13 protein-coding genes are annotated in these 17,843 nt (G+C 59.3%); all 13 read right to left on the bottom strand.

What is annotated here, in order from left to right; translation table 11 throughout:
• Positions 1-18 precede the first annotated feature (18 nt).
• The 13 genes from IE038_RS06750 to IE038_RS06690 all read right to left on the bottom strand — a co-directional run bounded on the left by IE038_RS06750 (position 19) and on the right by IE038_RS06690 (position 17,726).
• Positions 19-2,952 carry a DUF748 domain-containing protein gene (locus IE038_RS06750; protein WP_189395363.1) on the bottom strand — a complete coding sequence of 978 codons (2,934 nt, stop codon included), beginning with the start codon at positions 2,950-2,952 and terminating at the stop codon, positions 19-21.
• Positions 2,953-3,054: 102 nt separating this feature from the next.
• The gene (locus tag IE038_RS06745) at positions 3,055-4,071 is read right to left on the bottom strand and encodes a class I SAM-dependent rRNA methyltransferase (protein WP_189395362.1); all 1,017 of its coding nucleotides are present in this window, start codon (positions 4,069-4,071) and stop codon (positions 3,055-3,057) included.
• Positions 4,072-4,140: 69 nt separating this feature from the next.
• Positions 4,141-5,319, bottom strand: a complete 1,179-nt coding sequence (locus IE038_RS06740; RefSeq protein ID WP_189395361.1) for an acetyl-CoA C-acetyltransferase — start codon at positions 5,317-5,319, stop codon at positions 4,141-4,143.
• Between the two features lie 143 nt (positions 5,320-5,462).
• Entirely contained in the window at positions 5,463-6,332 is an 870-nt protein-coding gene (locus tag IE038_RS06735) for an oxygenase MpaB family protein (RefSeq protein WP_163932190.1), read from the bottom strand.
• 77 nt (positions 6,333-6,409) lie between these two features.
• Positions 6,410-8,074 (bottom strand): glucose-6-phosphate isomerase, encoded by a 1,665-nt coding sequence (gene pgi / locus IE038_RS06730; protein WP_163932193.1) that lies wholly within the window; start codon positions 8,072-8,074, stop codon positions 6,410-6,412.
• A 118-nt stretch (positions 8,075-8,192) separates the two neighbouring features.
• A complete protein-coding gene (gene panD, locus IE038_RS06725) occupies positions 8,193-8,573 on the bottom strand; it encodes an aspartate 1-decarboxylase (RefSeq protein WP_099775821.1) in 381 nt (126 codons plus the stop codon).
• A 101-nt stretch (positions 8,574-8,674) separates the two neighbouring features.
• Positions 8,675-9,535 (bottom strand): pantoate--beta-alanine ligase, encoded by an 861-nt coding sequence (gene panC / locus IE038_RS06720; protein WP_163932196.1) that lies wholly within the window; start codon positions 9,533-9,535, stop codon positions 8,675-8,677.
• Positions 9,532-10,332 carry a 3-methyl-2-oxobutanoate hydroxymethyltransferase gene (gene panB, locus IE038_RS06715; protein WP_163932199.1) on the bottom strand — a complete coding sequence of 267 codons (801 nt, stop codon included), beginning with the start codon at positions 10,330-10,332 and terminating at the stop codon, positions 9,532-9,534. The genes panC and panB overlap by 4 nt, the downstream gene beginning before the upstream one ends.
• Before the next feature lie 251 nt (positions 10,333-10,583).
• Positions 10,584-11,060, bottom strand: coding sequence for a 2-amino-4-hydroxy-6-hydroxymethyldihydropteridine diphosphokinase (folK, locus tag IE038_RS06710; protein ID WP_163932202.1), 477 nt, complete (start codon positions 11,058-11,060; stop codon positions 10,584-10,586).
• A 2-nt stretch (positions 11,061-11,062) separates the two neighbouring features.
• The gene (locus tag IE038_RS06705) at positions 11,063-12,451 is read right to left on the bottom strand and encodes a polynucleotide adenylyltransferase PcnB (protein WP_163932205.1); all 1,389 of its coding nucleotides are present in this window, start codon (positions 12,449-12,451) and stop codon (positions 11,063-11,065) included.
• Positions 12,452-13,149: 698 nt separating this feature from the next.
• Entirely contained in the window at positions 13,150-14,586 is a 1,437-nt protein-coding gene (locus IE038_RS06700; RefSeq protein ID WP_189395360.1) for a sigma-54-dependent transcriptional regulator, read from the bottom strand.
• A 22-nt stretch (positions 14,587-14,608) separates the two neighbouring features.
• On the bottom strand, positions 14,609-17,566 hold the full coding sequence (locus IE038_RS06695; RefSeq protein WP_189395359.1) for a sensor histidine kinase: 2,958 nt from the start codon (positions 17,564-17,566) through the stop codon (positions 14,609-14,611).
• Positions 17,550-17,726, bottom strand: a complete 177-nt coding sequence (locus IE038_RS06690) for a hypothetical protein (protein WP_003250005.1) — start codon at positions 17,724-17,726, stop codon at positions 17,550-17,552. Before IE038_RS06690 ends, IE038_RS06695 begins: the two co-directional genes overlap by 17 nt.
• Positions 17,727-17,843: the final 117 nt, after the last annotated feature.

The raw sequence follows: 17,843 nt of genomic DNA, 5'->3' as shown, positions 1-17,843 counted from the left end.
AACGGGTTTGAGGGGCGGTTACTCGGAGTCCAGATGCAGTTGCGATATAACGCGGCCATCGGCTTCGGCTTGCCCCAGCGTGGCATCGACGAAGTACACCCGCTGATCTTCAAGTTTGCCCTGATCGACCAGGTAGTCCTTGATGCTACTGGCTCGCGCCTGGCCCAGTTGGCGCAGTAGCAAGGCGCTTTCAGCCCACGACTTGATCACTGCGTCTCGCAGGTTGTCCGTGCGTTCTTTACGGTCCAGTTGCTCCCACTGCGCGGGAGGCTGTTGCTTGAGGCGCGAGCGGTAGATCGCTTCAAGCATCGCGGGCTTTTCATCGTCTGGCACCTGCAGTTGGGTCGCTTGTGCCGGGACCTTTTCGCCACGCCGTTGCAGCATCTTGTAGTAGGTAGCCTGATACTCGCGCTCCAGACGTTGCTCGGCAATCAGCGGGCCATCACTGCTCTGGGCGCTGGTACCTTCGATTTCCAGACGCAACTCCGGGCGCGCCTTGAGTGCGCTGACAAGTTTGTCCAGGGCCCCTTTGGCATCGCTGCTCAAGTCACTTGAGCCCGGAGCAAAGGCGACGCTTCCGAGGTCTTGGGAGTCGCCACCACTGACGAGCCCGCCAATGAACTTGAACGGTGCCTGGGCGGCTCGCATGACCAGGTTTCGTAGTGTTTGCCAGACAATCGGCATCACACTGAATTGAGGGTTGTTCAAGTCGCCAGAGATTGGCAGCTCGATAGAGATTTTGCCTTCGGTATCCTTGAGCAGTGCGACGGCAAGGCGAATCGGGAGGTCTACGGCATCGGGGCTGTCCACCTTCTCACCCAGTTGCAGTTGTTCAAGCACCAGCTTGTTCTCAGCCTTGAGCTGGCCTTTGGTGATCAGGTAGTGGAGGTCCAGATTCAGACGACCCTTGCGGATGCGGTAACCGGCAAACTTGCCTGAGTAGGGGGTCAGGGTGGTCAACTCGACGCGCTTGAAGCTGGTGGCGATGTCCAGGCTTGCCATAGGGTCGAAGGGGTTCAGGGCGCCTTTGATGGTCACTGGCGCATAGCGATCGACCTTGCCTTTGATATCGACATCGGCGGGTTTCGGCTGCCGGTTGTCGATGGTGCCGATTCGACCGTTGAGTTGCTGGATGGCCGTGGCGAAGTTGGGTGTCAGGCTGAAGTCGGCGAAGTTGGCCGAGCCGTCGTTGATCGCGATCTCACCAATGTGAATGCCCAGCGGCTTGGTGCTGCTGCTGGAGGTCTTGGCCGACGTCTGTGGGCTTCCAGCGGGTTGTGGAATGAGTAGGTCATCGACACTGGTGGTGCGGTCTTCATTGATCATGAAGCGCGCATAGGGCTGTTGCAGGTTGACCTTGGCAATCGATAGCGCATCACCATGGCGATACTCCAGGCCATCCAGATTCAACTGCTGCCATTTGACGAAGTCACGGCTCTTGATCGTATCGAGCGTATGCAACTGATTGACCTGAGCCTTGCCCGCAACGCTGAAAGCCAGCGGTGCTGTGCTCTTGAGATCAACGGCGAGGTCGCTGTCGAGCATGCCGCTGCGTAGCTCTAGGCGAATGAATGGGCTGATGTAGGTTTGTGCGATACGAAGGTCGATATCTCGCGTGACGACCTTCAGTTTGCTGCTGACAGGTGCCAGGTTGACTTCCCCCGCAGCCTGCAGCTTGCCTTGTTTGCCTACGCCGGTGTCGAGTTTCAGCGTGAAAGGTGATTGATTGAGGCTGTCGAAGTTCTGCAGGTCCAGGTTCAGTGGGCCTACCTCAAGCGCGACAGGCTCCTTGTGGGTACGGTCAGCCAAGTGAACCTGATAGTTGCGTAACTGAACGTCGCGCAGCAAAACCTGCCAGGGTTTGCTTGGGGTGCTCGCGGTTGCTGTCTCTTTGGCCGCAGGAGCGGCAGTGGCCGGCTCGGCTTTTTCTGCGGGCTTTGCTTTCGCGGGTTGGCTGGCGAACAGCTTTTGCCAGTCGAGCTGACCATCGGCCTCAAGCGCCGCCCAGGTTTCCAGTTTTTCACTGCGAATCTTGCCAACAGTGATTAATTGCTTGGTCAGGTCAATCGAGGTTTCGCTGACGTCCATGCTGGCCAGGCGTACCAAGGGCCTGCCGTCGGGCGCGTTGACTGCAAACGGGGCTACCTGGAGCGTGGTGTTGTCGAGCAACAGCTCGGTTTCCTTGGCCAGGTTCAGTTTGTAGTGGGTCTCAAAGTTGACACGGCCATCCTCGAGCACCAATGGCACTACATCATGGACATAGGGCCATATCAGTTTCATCTTGCCGTCAGTAAATTTCAGCGTACCTTCAGAGGCCAGGGGCACCAGGCTGAATGTGCCGCGCCAGTCGATCCGTCCACCCTTGGGGCCAGCGGCAACCAGCGTCATGTCCGTGCTGTCGTCGGGTAGCGTACTCAGGTTTTTCAGCTCCAGGTCCATCGAGTCGTAGAGAAACTCAATGGGTTCGCTGGGGCGCTGGTCCTCGAAATGCAGATAGCCGGCATTGAGCTTGATGCTGCCAATACGTAGCGGGAAGGGCTCGCTTGCTGGCGTTTCGGGTTTTGGCTGGCTGGGTGGCAGTTTGAAGAGTTGGGTCAGATTGAGGCTGCCATCCTTGGCAAACAGCACCTCGGTGCGTGGTTTATCCAGTTCGACGTTAGCCAGGTGAAGTGCCCCGGACCAAAGGCTATCGAGTTGCAGGTTGGCATACAAACGTTCAAAGCCGACTTGCTCCTTGCCCGGTTCACCGATCTGTAATCCCCAGAATGTCAGCTCAAGACTGAACGGATTGAGTTCCACACGCTGTAGCTTGGCTGGCAGCGTGGCGTAGTTGGCCAATTGCTGGTTAGCAATTCGCAAGACGACGCCGGGGAGAATCAGGAAACCAAGCAGGCTGTAAAGGGCCAGAGCGGCCAACAAGGCGCCGAGGGCGCGTTTCAATCCTTTGGGCATGTGCGGCGTCGTCTGTATCTAACGGAAGTGATTGGAGTATGGCACGATAATTCGGTTCCGAAGATAGCGCCAAATCACCTCTTTAGTGCATAAGCGTTTTTTTCAAAGGTGCAGAATCAGGGTCTTGAGCGGTGGTTGATTATCCATGGAGGGAAAGTCGGCCGCCGGTGCCAGTACCTGCCATTCGCGCACGGGTCGACCATTCTTTTCGGCACAGCGCAGCACTTGTGTGCGCCAGTCGTCCAGGCTGACCTTGGCCAAGTTGTTACAGCAAACCAGCACCCCGTCTTCGGCGGTGCTCAACAGCGCTGGCTTGAGCAGGCTTTGGTAGTCCCGTAACAGGTCGACCGTGCCAAAGGCGCTCTTTGCCCAGGCAGGGGGGTCGAGAAACACCAGATCGAACTGCCGTGGCTCCAGCCTTGGGTAGGGCGGCAGTTTATGTCCGCGGCGCTGGCTGACCGGCAGTCCGGCTAACTGGCGTATGGCTGGAAAGTAGTCGGACTGTATGAACTCCATGCTTGGAAGTTCAGGGTTCAGGGCCGCGTTCTCTCGCCCTACGGCCAGGTTACCGTCGGCGAAGTCGAGGTTGCAGACCTCGCGGGCTCCCCCTGCAGCGGCACTCAAGCCCACCCCACAGGTGTAGGCAAACAGGTTGAGAACACGCTTGCCGGCACTGTTCTGCTTGACCCAGCCGCGAGCATTGCGCAGATCGAGAAACAACAGTGGATCTTGCCCCGCGTGGCGACCACGTACCCGGTAGTTCAACCCCCATTCATGACCGATAAGGTCGGCGAGGGCCGCCTCGCTGGCCTGGTAGGCCGGGTCGCGGCGGTCGATACGGCTGTTGCCTTGGGAGCGGTCGTTGTAGACCAGTAGCAGTTCCAGGCCAAGGACTTGCTCGATGGTGGCGTGCAGGTCAAGCAGGGCATCGTGATCGAGGGTCTGGTGAAAGCTCTGCACCAGCAATTGCGGGCCGTAGCGGTCAATAGTCAGGCCGGCAGCGCCTTCCTGGCTACCGTGGAACAGTCGGTAGCAGTCGGTCCCTTGAGCATGAAGCTCGGTGAGAAGGCCGTTGCGGGAGTCGAGGGCGGCGCGCAGCGCCTGATTCAAGAGGGACATGCACGTAGCCTTGGTATGCGGAGCTGCAGTTTAACAGGAGAGGCCCGGGGGGAGCCTCTCCTGCATGCATCAACGTTCGATCGTCAGGGCCACGCCCTGTCCGCCGCCGATGCACAGCGTTGCCAGTCCTTTTCTGGCATCACGCTTGATCATTTCATGCAGCAGCGTAACCAGTACCCGGCAACCGGAAGCACCGATGGGGTGGCCCAGGGCAATGGCGCCACCGTTGACATTGACCTTGGCGGCGTCCCAGCCCAGTTCTTTACCAACCGACAACGCTTGGGCGGCGAAGGCCTCGTTGGCCTCGATCAGGTCCAGGTCCGACAACGACCAGCCGGCCTTCTCCAGGCAGCGCCGAGTGGCGGCCACCGGGCCAATGCCCATGATCGCTGGATCAACCCCAGCGTTGGCATAGGCGGTGATACGGGCGAGCACTGGCAGTTCCAGCTCTTGCGCTTTGGCGGCACTCATCAGCAGCACGGCGGCAGCGCCATCATTGAGCGACGAAGCATTGCCTGCAGTGACGCTACCCTCTTTCTTGAAGGCAGGTCTCAGCTTGCTCAATGACTCAGCGGTGGTACCGGCGCGGGGTTGCTCGTCAGTGGCGAAGGCTATCGGATCACCCTTGCGTTGCGGGATCAGGATTGGGGTAATTTCCTCGACGAAACGACCGGCTTCAATCGCTGCGCTGGCCTTCTGCTGGGAGGCTGCCGCGAACGCATCCTGTTCTTCGCGGCTGAGGCCGTACTTTTCTACCAGGTTTTCGGCAGTGATGCCCATATGGTAGTCATTGAACGCATCCCATAAGCCATCACTGATCATGCTGTCGATCAGTGAGCTGTGGCCCATGCGCAGGCCGGTACGTGCGCCAGGCATGACATAGTTGGCAAGGCTCATGTTTTCCTGCCCGCCTGCAATGATCACGTCGGCATCACCACAACGAATCGCCTGTGCAGCCAGGTGTACGGCTTTAAGTCCTGAGCCGCAGACCTTGTTGAGGGTCAGGGCTGGTACAGCATGGGGCAGGCCGGCTTTGATCGCGGTCTGTCGTGCCGGGTTCTGGCCGGCACCGGCAGTCAGGACCTGGCCGAAGATGACTTCATCGACGAGTTCGGCGTCCAGGCCGGTCTGTGTCAGCAACTGGCGGATAACCGCTGCCCCCAGATCAACGGCTGGAATAGCGGCCAGTGCTCCTTGGTAGCTACCAATGGCGGTGCGGGTGGCGGCAACGATCACAACATCTTGCATGGCGCAGGTCCTTAGTTTTGTTGGATTTGGTATCGGAACGGCAAAAGCCTGCTTTGGGCTTCGTTGGTGGGGCATGGTGGCACAGATGGCCAGGCGGCTGCCAATCACCAAAGTATGAGGCGCAGACGTCCGCTGACTGAGTGTCAGCTGATTCCCATGCGTCGGTGTGCACGGTGCTTGGAGCTGTCGCGCATGGCCCAGCGTAATACGGGGGCGACACCGGCAATCCCCAGGCGGACCAGTTGGCGTTGCAGCGGGTTTGGTGAGAATCCATGCATGGCACTGGCCCATGGCGGTAACAGGTCGATGCCTGCCTGCATCATCAAGGCGCCAACGGGCTTGGCCTGCCGACTCGGAGCAGGGGCATCGAGCAGCAGGCGAACCACTTCGCGGCTGCGTGCATCGCACACCAGTTGTGGGCGCATGGCTTGCAGGTACTCGGCAATCGCCTGGCGCGACCGGGGTACATTGCGTGCGCCAAGGCGCTCGGCCACCAAGGCAATCTCGTCGTAATAGGTATCCTGGTCAGCGAGGCTCATCCGAGGATTGTGGTAACGCAGGTGGGCGGCGAGAAAACTGCTGACTTCTGCGACGTGTACCCAGGTCAGCAGGTCGGGGTCGCTCGCGGCATAGGGGCGTCCGTCGGCGGCGGTGCCGACGACCTGTAGATGAATGGTCTTTACCTTATCGATCAGCCACTCGGCATCGCGGGTTGAACCGAAGGTCGTCCCGGAGATGAACTGACTGGTGCGGCGCAGACGACCGAGCATGTCCTGGCGAAAGTTCGAATGGTCCCAGACGCCAGCCAGCGCCAGTGGGTGCAAGACCTGCACCAGGAGTGCGCTGATGCCACCAATCAACATGCTGGGAAAATCGCCATGCACGCGCCAGCAGACACTCTCTGGGCCAAACAGTCCTGGATCACCTTTGGGATGTTCCAGATCCAGTTGTCCCAGTGCCAGGCCGGTCATGCTGAGCAGTTGAGTTTCGATACGGCGACGAAGGGCTTCCATAACGTCCTTGCGGCACCGTCGTTGCGGTGCGCTTCACTGCCCCCAGTCGCGCGTGCGACCAGGGGCAGGAAGGAGGATCAGCCGCGGTGGCGACCGCGGAAGTAGTTGATCAGGCCTTGGGTCGAGGCATCTTCGGCAGGTTCTTCAATGCCGCCGGTGAGGCGCTGGTAGACGCCTTTGCCGAGTTCCTTGCCCAACTCAACACCCCACTGGTCGAAGGCATTGATACCCCAGATAACGCTCTGCACGAACACTTTGTGTTCATACATGGCCACCAGTGCGCCCAGGCGACGCGGGCTGATACGCTCTACCACCAAGGTGTTGCTCGGACGGTTGCCCGGAATCACCTTGTGCGGCGCCAGCTTCTGGATTTCGGTTTCGGCCATGCCTTTCTCGCGCAACTCTGCTTCAGCTTCAGCACGGGTCTTGCCGAGCATCAGGGCCTGGCTCTGCGACAGGCAGTTCGCGTACAACCACTGGTGGTGGTCGGCAACCGGGTTGAAGCTGACGACTGGGACGATGAAGTCGGCTGGAATCAGTTGGGTGCCTTGATGCAGCAACTGGTGGTAAGCGTGCTGACCATTGCAACCAACGCCGCCCCAGATGACCGGGCCGGTATCATGATTTACCGGAGTGCCGTCCTGGCGCACGCTCTTGCCGTTGGACTCCATATCCAGTTGTTGCAAGTGCTTGGTGATGTTGCGCAGGTAATGGTCGTACGGCAGGATCGCGTGGCTTTGCGCTCCCCAGAAGTTGCCATACCAGACGCCCAGAAGAGCCAGCAGGACGGGCATGTTCTGTTCGAAAGGTGCGCTCTGGAAGTGCTGGTCCATGGTATAGGCACCGGACAGCAGTTCCTTGAAGTTGGCCATGCCAATAGCCAGGGCAATCGGTAGGCCGATGGCCGACCAGAGCGAATAACGACCCCCGACCCAGTCCCACATCGGGAAGATGTTTTCTTCGCGGATGCCGAAGGCAATGGCGGCCGTCTTGTTACTGGAAACGGCGATGAAATGCCGGTGCAGCTCAACTTCCGAGCCGCCTTGAGCCAAGTACCAGGCGCGTGCGGCCTGGGCATTCTTCAAGGTTTCCAGGGTGTTGAATGACTTCGACGAGACAATGAACAGCGTGGTTTCGGCGCGCAGGTTGGCCGACAACTCGTGGAACTCGCTGCCGTCGATGTTGGCCAGGTAGTGGCAACGCACGCCCCGCTGGGCGTAGGGCAGCAGGGCTTCAGAGACCAGCTCAGGGCCAAGGAAAGAGCCGCCAATACCGATGTTCACCACGTCGGTGATCGGTTTTTCGGTGTAGCCACGCCATAAGCCGTCGTGAATCCGCCCAACCAGTTCGGTCACCTGGTTCAGTACCTTGTGTACCTCAGGCATGATGTTGGCGCCGTTGACGCTCAACTTGTCGCCTACCGGACGACGTAGCGCAGTATGCAGCGCTGGACGGCCCTCCGAGGCGTTGAGGATTTCGCCGGCGAACAGCGACTTGATCGCGTCCTGCAAGCCTACTTCATCGGCCAGCCCTACCAGCAGGTTGCGGGTCTGGGCATTGATGAGGTTTTTCGAGTAGTCGAGGAACAGGCCGCAACAGCTCAGGGAAAATTGGTTAAAGCGCTGTGGGTCGGCGTTGAAGGCCTCGCGCATGCTGAAATGCTGCATGGCTTCGCGGTGCTGCTGGAGTGCCTGCCAGGCCGGCAGGGCGGTAACGTCATGAGGGGTGCGGTAGTACGCCATCGCTGCAGATTTTCCTTATTGCTGGAACTGCCTTGGACACTGAAAAGGTCGGTCCGTTTGCAGGCTCGTTTGAAATGATTGCGCCCGAACCTGCTGTTGGCCTGGCTGAAGGGTTGGCTCAGTCCAACTGAACCGGAATGGCATGGCTGGTGTGGCTCAGCTCATTCCCCGGTGCCATGTATAGCATGCGCGGTTTGAAGTTGTGCAGCTCCGCTTCGCTGTAATGAGCATAGGCGCAGATGATGACGCGGTCGCCGACTTTGGCCTTGTGGGCAGCAGCGCCGTTGACCGAGATCATCCGGGAACCTTCTTCGCCACGAATAGCGTAGGTGGTGAAGCGCTCACCGTTGTCGACGTTGTAAATCTGGATTTGTTCGTACTCACGAATACCAGCCAGATCCAGCCAGAGCCCGTCGATGGCGCAGGAGCCCTCGTAGTCGAGTACGGCGTGAGTGACTTCTGCGCGATGCAGTTTGGCCTTGAGCATGATGGCGTGCATGGGGGGATTCCTTGGTCAGGTTCTCGCACAGGTACACGGAGCCTCGCGGCCCCGCGAGCGGCGGCAGTGTGCCCGAACCCAAGAGGCCGGGCAACACGGCGCTAAGGCTTGTCGTCGAGATTCAGGTGCAGGTTGTCGATCAAGCGGGTGGCGCCCAGAAACGCGGCAACCAGGATCACCAGGTCACGGTCTTGCTCGGTGGCCGGGCGCAGGGTAATGGCGTGGCGTACTTCCAGATAGTCGGGGCGAAAGCCGGCCTCGATCAGTTGCTGCTGGCCTTGGGCAATCAAGGCCGGAAAGTCATGCTTGCCCACCTTGATGGCGTCGGCCATTTGCGTCAGCGTGCGGTACAGCGCTGGTGCGCAAGCGCGTTGCTCATCGTTCAGGTAACCGTTGCGTGACGACAATGCCAGGCCATCAGGCGCACGCACTGTGGGTTCGCCAATGATCTGAATCGGCATGTTCAGGTCGCGGACCAGGGCCCGGATGACCGCCAGTTGCTGGAAGTCCTTCTGGCCGAAAACAGCCAGGTCTGGCTGAACCATGTTGAACAACTTGCTGACGACCGTGGCCACGCCTTCGAAATGTCCTGGCCGGCTCGCCCCGCAAAGGCCTTCAGACAGCTGTGGAACGCAGACGCGCGTTTGACCGGCCATACCCTCGGGGTACATTTCCTCAACGGAAGGGGCAAATAGCAGGTGGCAACCTGCCTCCAACAGTTTTTCCTGATCGGCGGCAAGTGTGCGCGGGTACTTGTCGAGGTCTTCGCCTGCACCGAATTGCAGAGGGTTGACGAAGATGCTGGCAACGACGAAATCGACCCGCTGCGCAGCCTTGGCTACCAGAGCAGCATGCCCGCTGTGCAGGTTGCCCATGGTCGGCACGAAGCCGATGCGTTTGCCTTCGCTGCGTGCCCGCGCTACGGCGGCGCGCAGTTCACGGACGGTTTTGACTGTATTCATGCACTGAACCCGTGTTCACTACCAGGGAAAGTGGCGTCCTTGACCTCTTTGACGTAGGCCTGCAAAGCGCTTTGAATGTCGCTCTGGCCAGTCATGAAGTTTTTCACGAACTTGGGTACACGACCACTGAGGGACAGGCCGAGCATGTCGTGCATGACCAGAACCTGACCATCGGTAGCGCTGCCTGCGCCAATGCCGATGACCGGTATTTTCACGGCCTGGGTGATTTCGGCGGCCAGCTCACTTGGAACACATTCCAGCAGCAGCATGGCGGCACCGGCTTGCTCCAGGGCAATGGCATCGGCACGCATTTGCCGGGCCTGGTTCTCCTGGCGACCTTGTACCTTATAGCCTCCGAGTATGTTCACCGCTTGTGGTGTCAGGCCCATGTGCGCGCACACAGGTACACCGCGTTCGGCGAGCAGACGAATGGTATCGGCCAGCCAGGCGGCACCTTCGATCTTGACCATGTGGGCGCCAGCCTGCATCAGTGCACCACTGTTGGCGAATGCTTGTTCGGTGGTGGCATACGCCATGAACGGCAGATCGGCAAGAATCAGCGCGCCTTCGTTGCCACGCTTGACGCTGCTTACGTGGTAGGCCATTTCGGCGTTGGTAACGGGCAGGGTGCTGTCATGGCCTTGCAGGACCATACCCAGCGAATCACCGACCAGCAGAATTTCTACACCGGCGCGGCAGCATGCCTGAGCAAACGTCGCGTCGTAGCAGGTCAGCATGGCAATTTTCTCACCCTTGAGCTTGAGGCTCTGCAGGGTGGTCAGGGTTACATCTGGCATGAAAAGGAATCCTCGTTCAGGCGCTGTGAAAAACGACTGCGTACAACGCGTGTATTCATCTTCTGGAACAGCACATCATCGATTGTGGTGTTTGAAATACGACCTGTTCCAGGCCTATATACGCCTTTTTGCGGCGCTTGGGCGCCACGGGACGCCTATAGTCGTGAGCGAGGGGGCTGAAGTCAATTACCCTGTTACCGCATTGTTACGAATGCACTGTTACGGGCGTTACCGTGTGGGGGAACGCCCGGTTACAGGCGCTCCAAGCCGACGAACGGGCAATCGGCCAGCAGTTGGGTGAGCGGGCGCTGGTCGGCCAGCAGGAAGTCGGCGGGGACCAATTCGGCCAGTGGGTAGAGCACGAACGGGCGCGCCTGCATATGGTAATGCGGCACCTTCAGCCGTGGTTCATCGATGACCTGGTCCCCATACAGCAGGATGTCCAGATCAAGGGTTCGTGCGCCCCAGCGCTCTTTGCGAACGCGGCCCTGGGCGTTTTCTATGGATTGCAAGGCATCGAGCAGGGCAATAGGCTCCAGCGCGCTGTCCAGTGCCGCCACGGCATTTGTGTAGCGTGGCTGGCCGGGTGATAGCGAGTCGCTGGTGTAGAAGCTGGACACGGCAACCAGATCGGTCGCCGGCAACTGTTCGAGCGATTGCAGTGCGCTTTCAAGCTGCTGGCGCGGATCATCCAGGTTGCTGCCCAGGCCAATATAGACGCGAGGCATGTTTATTCGCCCGATGCGCCATCGGCGCGCTTACGTTTGCTGCCACTGCGTTTGCGTTTGCGCGGTCCGGCACCGGCACCGTCATCACGGCTGCCGAGTTCGCGGATCATGTCGCGACGCTCACTTTCGTTGCACGCCTGATAATCAGTCCACCATTGGCCCAGGCCATCGGTTTCTTCGCCCGCGCTTTCGCGCAGCAGCAGGAAGTCATACCCGGCGCGGAAGCGTGGGTTGTCCAGCAACAGATCGGCACGCTTGCCGCTCCGTCGAGGCAGACGTTCCTGCATGTCCCAGATTTCACGGATGGGCATGGTGAAACGCTTGGGAATGGCGATGCGTTGGCACTGTTCGCTGATCAGTTCGTGCGCCGCTTCGTTCATGGCCGGGATGGGCGGCATGCCTCGGCTCTGCAAGTGCAGCGCGCGTGTTGGCAGGGCAGGCCAGAGCATGGCGGCGAAAAGGAAGGCCGGGGTTACTGGCTTGCCTTGTTTGACCCGTAGATCGGTATTGATCAACGCCTGGCTGATCAAGGTGTGCGTGTAGGTCGGATGGTCTTCCAATGCCTGGGCACTGGCCGGGAAGAGTGGGTCGAACAGTTGCAGATCGACCAGCATCTCGAACGTATCGGCGGCCTGACCGGAGAGGAACAGCTTGAGGCTTTCCTCGAACAGGCGGGCAGAGGGAATTTCACGCAGCATCGGCGCCAGTTGGCGAATCGGAGCCACGGTGTGTTTCTCGATACCGAAGTTCAGCTTGGCCGCGAAACGCACGGCACGCAGCATGCGTACCGGGTCTTCCTGATAGCGCTGGGTCGGGTCACCAATCAACCGGATCAAGCGGTTACGGATGTCGTGTACGCCGTTGGCGTAATCGAGGATACGCTCGCTGATCGGGTCGTAGTACAGCGCATTGATGGTGAAGTCGCGGCGCTGCGCGTCCTCTTCCAATGTGCCGTAGACGTTATCGCGCAGGATGCGCCCACTTTCGTTGCGCGAGGATTGGTGGCTGTTTTCCTCTTCGCTTTCGGGGTGATTGGCACGGAAAGTCGCAACTTCAATGATTTCGCGGCCAAAGTGGACGTGAACCAGCTTGAAGCGGCGGCCAATGACGCGTGCGTTACGGAACTCTGCACGTACTTGCTCGGGGGTGGCGCTGGTGGCGACGTCGAAGTCTTTCGGCGTAATGCCCAGAAGCTGATCGCGCACGCAGCCACCGACCAGATAGGCCTGGTAGCCGGCGTTTTGCAGACGCTCGACGATGCTCACCGCATGACGACTGAACTGGCCACGTTGCAGCGAATGTTGACTGCTATTAATCACTTCAGGCGTGGTGCGCTGGTGGTGCGGGCCACGAACGGTAGGACGGAACGACTGGAACAGCTTCTTCAGCATGGGATGCACTGTTTGAAGGAATTTTCAGCCATAAACGAAGAATGGCCGCATGATAGGCGGGGATTCTAGCATTTACTCGGGGAATGGTGTAGGCAGCAGCGTGAGGGGTCGCGGGTAGGAAAACTACAAGGGGAGCCGAAGCTCCCCTGGAATGTAGTTGCGTGCTCTTTTTATTTTTTTGTTGGGCTTCTTGTTTTTGTTGAGTGCCCTGTCTACAAAGCCGAGGCTTGTAGAGCGTCTCCCTATTCGGGAGCCAAGAGCAAACGGATTGCTTTGGTCGCTGAGGTTGCGGTGATCTGTCGATCCAACCAGTATAGGCGCTGCTTTAGTGCAGTTTTTGTTGTTCTCTGCCTGGTTGTGGGGCAAGCCCCAAAACACAACTCCTCTCCAAAAGAATCAGTTAGCTGCGCCTCCGCCGTCTTGTTCTTATTGTGCGTGAGCCGATTCGTCTTATTTTTATTGTCTTTTGCAGTGCTTGTTATTGTTCTTGTACCAAACATATAGCAGGTGCCGTGCCAACTTTTGTGAAACCCAGTAAAACAAGGGGTTACGCCTGGTTTTGGCCTTTTCGGCGGCGAAAAAAACCGGGGCTTCGTTACCGTAAGCCCCGGTTTTTGTTACGTCTTGATGTTGCGGTAACAGTCTGTCACGTGAAGCTTATGTTACCTGCCCAACGGTGGGGTGACAGCTGAAAGGTATCAGCCCTCGTTGGTGGCGCTGCTCTTGCGTCGAGGTATGCCCAGGCGCTGGCGTCGCTCCCACAGGCACTTGCGGCTGACGCCCAGCTTGCGTGCCAGCTCGGTCTCTGTCATGTGGTCCTGGTGCTCCAGGACGAAGTGCTGGAAGTAGTCTTCCAGCGACAGGTCTTCCATGGGTTCATGACTGCTGTTGGCTTGCGTGCCGCTTGCAGGCAAACCACCGAAGCTTTCATCGTCGTCTTCCAGGTCGCCCAGCTCGATATCGATACCCAGCAGGTCCGCTGAAATTTCCGGGCTCTCGCAGAGGATGACTGCGCGCTCCACGGCGTTTTCCAGTTCGCGCACGTTACCTGGCCAGGAGTAGTGACGAATCGCCAGTTCTGCGTCGTGGGCAAACCGCAGGTCATTGCGGCCGATACGTGCGCTTTGTCGGGCGAGGAAGGCATTGGCAATTTCATTGACGTCGGCACCCCGCTCCCGCAGGGCAGGAAGCTTCAGGGCAATGACGTGCAGGCGGTAGTAAAGGTCTTCGCGGAATTGGCCGACCTTGGCCAGATTTTTCAGGTCGCGGTGGGTGGCGGCGATCAGGCGCACATCGACCTTCTGCGACTGTACCGAGCCAACGCGGCGAATTTCGCCTTCCTGCAAGACGCGCAGCAGGCGAGCCTGGGCTTCCAGTGGCAGTTCGCCGATTTCATCGAGGAAAAGCGTGCCACCATCGGCGGCCTCGACCAGACCGGCACGACCGGCGCTTGCGCCAGTGAACGCTCCTTTCTCGTGGCCGAAGAGTTCGGACTCAATCAGGGTTTCCGGAATGGCCGCGCAGTTCACCGAGATCATTGGCGCTTTGGCGCGTCGTGACAGGTTGTGCAGGGCGCGTGCGACCAATTCTTTACCGGTACCCGATTCGCCTTGAATCAGCACGTTGGAGTCGGTGGGCGCGACTTTGCGGATTTTGCTGTAGAGATCTTGCATCGGCGGGCACGAGCCGATGATACCAATCTCTCCATTGGCGCTTTCACTGGCGGCCTTTTCGCTGGTGACCGGTTTGCCGTTCACGCGTTCGGCAGGGGCTGCGGGAGCGCTTTGCCGATCGCGCAGGATGCGTGCCACGGCCTGAAGCATCTCGTCATGATCGAAGGGCTTGGCGATGTAGTCGACGGCCCCCATTTTCATTGAGTCGACGGCTGAACGCAGGCTGGCATAGCTGGTCATGATCAGCACAGGGGTTCCCTGGCCGAGCTTGATCAGTTCGGTACCTGGGGCGCCGGGCAGTCGCAGATCACTGACGATCAGGTCGAAGGTCGGAATGCTGAAGCGTTCCTGAGCCTCTTGTACCGAGCCGGCTTCACTGACCTGGTACTGGTTCCGTTCGAGCAGGCGACGCAAGGCTGAGCGGATGATGGTTTCGTCTTCGACGATCAGAATATGCGGCATTGATTCAATTCTCTCGACGGTCTCAGTTCACAGCGGACGTCGCTACGACATGGCGCGGTAAGGTCACTCGGATCCGGGTGCCTCGCTGGCTTTCGATATCGGCCGGGCTGTCGATGGTGATTTGTCCATAATGCTCTTCCACGATGGAATAGACCAGAGCAAGCCCCAGTCCGGTCCCTTCGCCCGGATCCTTGGTAGTGAAGAACGGCTCGAACAGTCGGTCCATGATGTTCTTAGGGATTCCGCTCCCTTCATCCTCGACAATCAGGTCGACGGTGTGTTCATTGGCTTCGCTCCTGACCCGCACGGCAGCGCCCGGAGGGGAGGCGTCGCGGGCATTGGAGAGCAGATTGATCAGGACCTGGGCGAGCCGCTGGGGGTCGCCGTCGACCCAGTGCTCCGGGTCGCACAGGTTGAAAAACTGTACTTCAAAATTGCGCCGGTTCAAGGCCAGCAAGCCGATTGCATCCTGAGCAACCTCTGCCAGGCATACGGGCTCTTCATTGTTCTGTTGGCTGCCGCCGGCATGGGCGAAGCTCATCAGCGACTGGACGATGCGTGAGATACGCTTTGTCTGCTCAATGATCTGGCTGCTTAGCTCGGTGATTTCGCTGTCATCCTCGCGTTCTTCTCGCAGGTTCTGCGCCAGGCAGGCGATGCCGGTAATCGGGTTGCCGATCTCGTGGGCGACGCCCGCAGCCAGCCGCCCGATACTTGCCAAGCGTTCGGAGTGCACCAGCTTGTCTTCAAGTACCTGGGTTTCGGTCAGGTCTTCGACCAGTAGCACCAGGCCGCTGTTACCCGGCGCGAGTGGCTCGTCGATGGCTGCCTTGTGCAGGTTCAGCCAGCGGGGTTGACCATCCAATGCGAGCCGTTGTTTGTGCAAATGCTCGTCTGGAACGTTGATGAAGCCGAGCAGAAGGCCGCGCCAAGGTTCGCTGATGGTCGTCAGTCGTGAGCCCACCACATGTTTGGCGGCGATGCCTGTCAGCTCCTCCATGGCCCGGTTCCACATCAGGATCTCTTGATCCTTGGCCAGGGAGCAGACGCCCATGGGGAGCTCCTGTAAGGTTTGACGATGGTAGCGGCGCAGGGCGTCGAGCTCGGCGGCAAGGCCGGTCAGTCGCGAATGGTAGTCTTCCAAGCGACTTTCGATGAAGTGAATGTCTTCGGTAACGTAGTTCTCGCTGCCGGATTTGTAAGGCAGAAAGGTCTCGACCATGTCCTGAGCCACACTGGGCCCCATCAGGCCTGACAGGTTGGCCTCGATTCGATCACGCAGCCTGCGCAATGCATAAGGCCGACGCTCATCGAAGGGTAGATAGAGATCACGCAGTGCCTGCTCAACTTCTTTTTGTGCGGCCTTGGCACCCAATGGCTTGGCCAGTTGGGTGGCGAATTCCTGTGGTGAGGCGGCATGCAATTCGCGACGCTGCGGACGGCGGACGTTATCCACGGCACAGGCTTCGGCGGCTCCAACCTCTTCCGGGCTGGCATTGGTAAACAGCGAAATCAGGGTGAACAACAGAACGTTGGCCGCCAGTGAAGCAATCGCCGCCATGTGCCAACTGGTGTCGTCGAGCACATAGATCATGTTCAGCAGCGGGATGTAAAAGCCCTGCAGGTTGCCGACCAGCGGCAGCAGCATGGTCACGAGCCAAACACTGATCCCCGCCAGCAAGCCGGCAATAAAGCCCCGTCGATTAGCGGTCGGCCAGTAAAGTACCGAGAGTACGCCAGGCAGGAACTGCAGCGTTGCAACAAAAGCGACGATGCCGAGGTTGGCCAGGTCCTGCTGGGCGCCCAGTAGCAGATAGAACCCGAAGCCAGCGCTGATGATGGCGACGATCAGGGCCCGTCGGGTCCATTTCAGCCAGCGGTAGATATTGCCCTCGGCCGGTGGTTGGTACAGCGGCAGGACCAGGTGGTTCAGGGCCATGCCGGATAGCGCCAGCGTGGTAACGATGATCAGGCCGCTGGCCGCTGAGAGCCCACCTATGTACGCCAGTAGGGCCAATAGTTTGTTGTTCGCGGCAATCCCAAGGCCCAGGGTGAAGTATTCCGGGCTGGTGCTGGCGCCCAGCTTCAGGCCTGCCCAGAGGATCAGGGGAACGGCCAGGCTCATCAGCAGCAGAAACAGCGGCAGGCCCCAGCTGGCGCTGACCAATGAGCGCGGATTGAGGTTTTCGGTGAAGGCCATGTGGTACATGTGCGGCATGACGATTGCCGAGGCGAAAAACACCAACAGCAGGGTTCGCCACGGGCCTTCCTGCAAGGGGGTGTGCAAGGCCGCGAGTGCGGTCTGGTTTTGCAGCAGCCACACTTCCAGCTGGTGAGGGCCGCCGAATACACCGTAAAGCGCGTAGAGGCCGATACCCCCTAGCGCCAGTAGCTTGATCACCGACTCGAAGGCGATGGCGAATACCAGCCCTTCATGTTTCTCCCGGGTCGCGATATGCCGCGAGCCAAAGAAGATGGTGAACAGCGTGATCATTGCGCAGAAGGCCAGTGCCACGCGGTTCTTTACGGGTTCGCCGCTGAGAATGCCGATTGAATCGGCCACGGCCTGGATTTGCAGCGCCAAGAGGGGCAATACCCCAATCAGCATGAAAACGGTGGTCAGCGCGCCGGCCCAGGTGCTGCGGAAGCGAAAGGCAATCAGGTCGGCCAGGGAGGACAGCTGGTAGGTGCGGGTGATCTTCAGGATCGGGTAGAGCAGTACCGGCGCCAGTAGAAAGGCCCCGGAAACCCCCAGGTAACAGGCCAGGAAGCCGTACCCATACTGGTAGGCAAGCCCGACCGTACCGTAGAACGCCCAGGCACTGGCATAGACACCCAGCGACAAGGTGTAGGTCAGCGGATGACGGATGATCGCGCGTGGGATCATGCCGCGTTCGCTGATCCAGGCCACGCCGAACAGCACCAGCAGGTAGGCGGCGCTGATCAGGATCATCTGGGTCAGGCTAAAGCTCATCGGCATCACGTTGGCTCTGCAGGATAAAGGTCACGACGATCAGGATCAGCCAGAGCAGGTACGGGCGATACCAGGCCCCGGTCGGTTCGATCCACCAGTCCATGATGGCCGGGGAGAACAAATAGATCCCCACGACCAGAAGCAGGACCAAACGATAGATGTACATGTGGGCCTCACTGGTTAAACCGCTGCATGCCTGGAGTTATTATTGGCGCAAATCGGCGGTGGCGATGGTAGCGGATGGCGACAAGGCTGCAAATGGACTTCGCATTCTGCTCCAAGG

Origin of the sequence: Pseudomonas laurentiana (assembly GCF_014648275.1) — a bacterium.
GTDB lineage: Bacteria > Pseudomonadota > Gammaproteobacteria > Pseudomonadales > Pseudomonadaceae > Aquipseudomonas > Aquipseudomonas laurentiana.
This window is presented reverse-complemented; position numbering and strand designations above follow the sequence as displayed.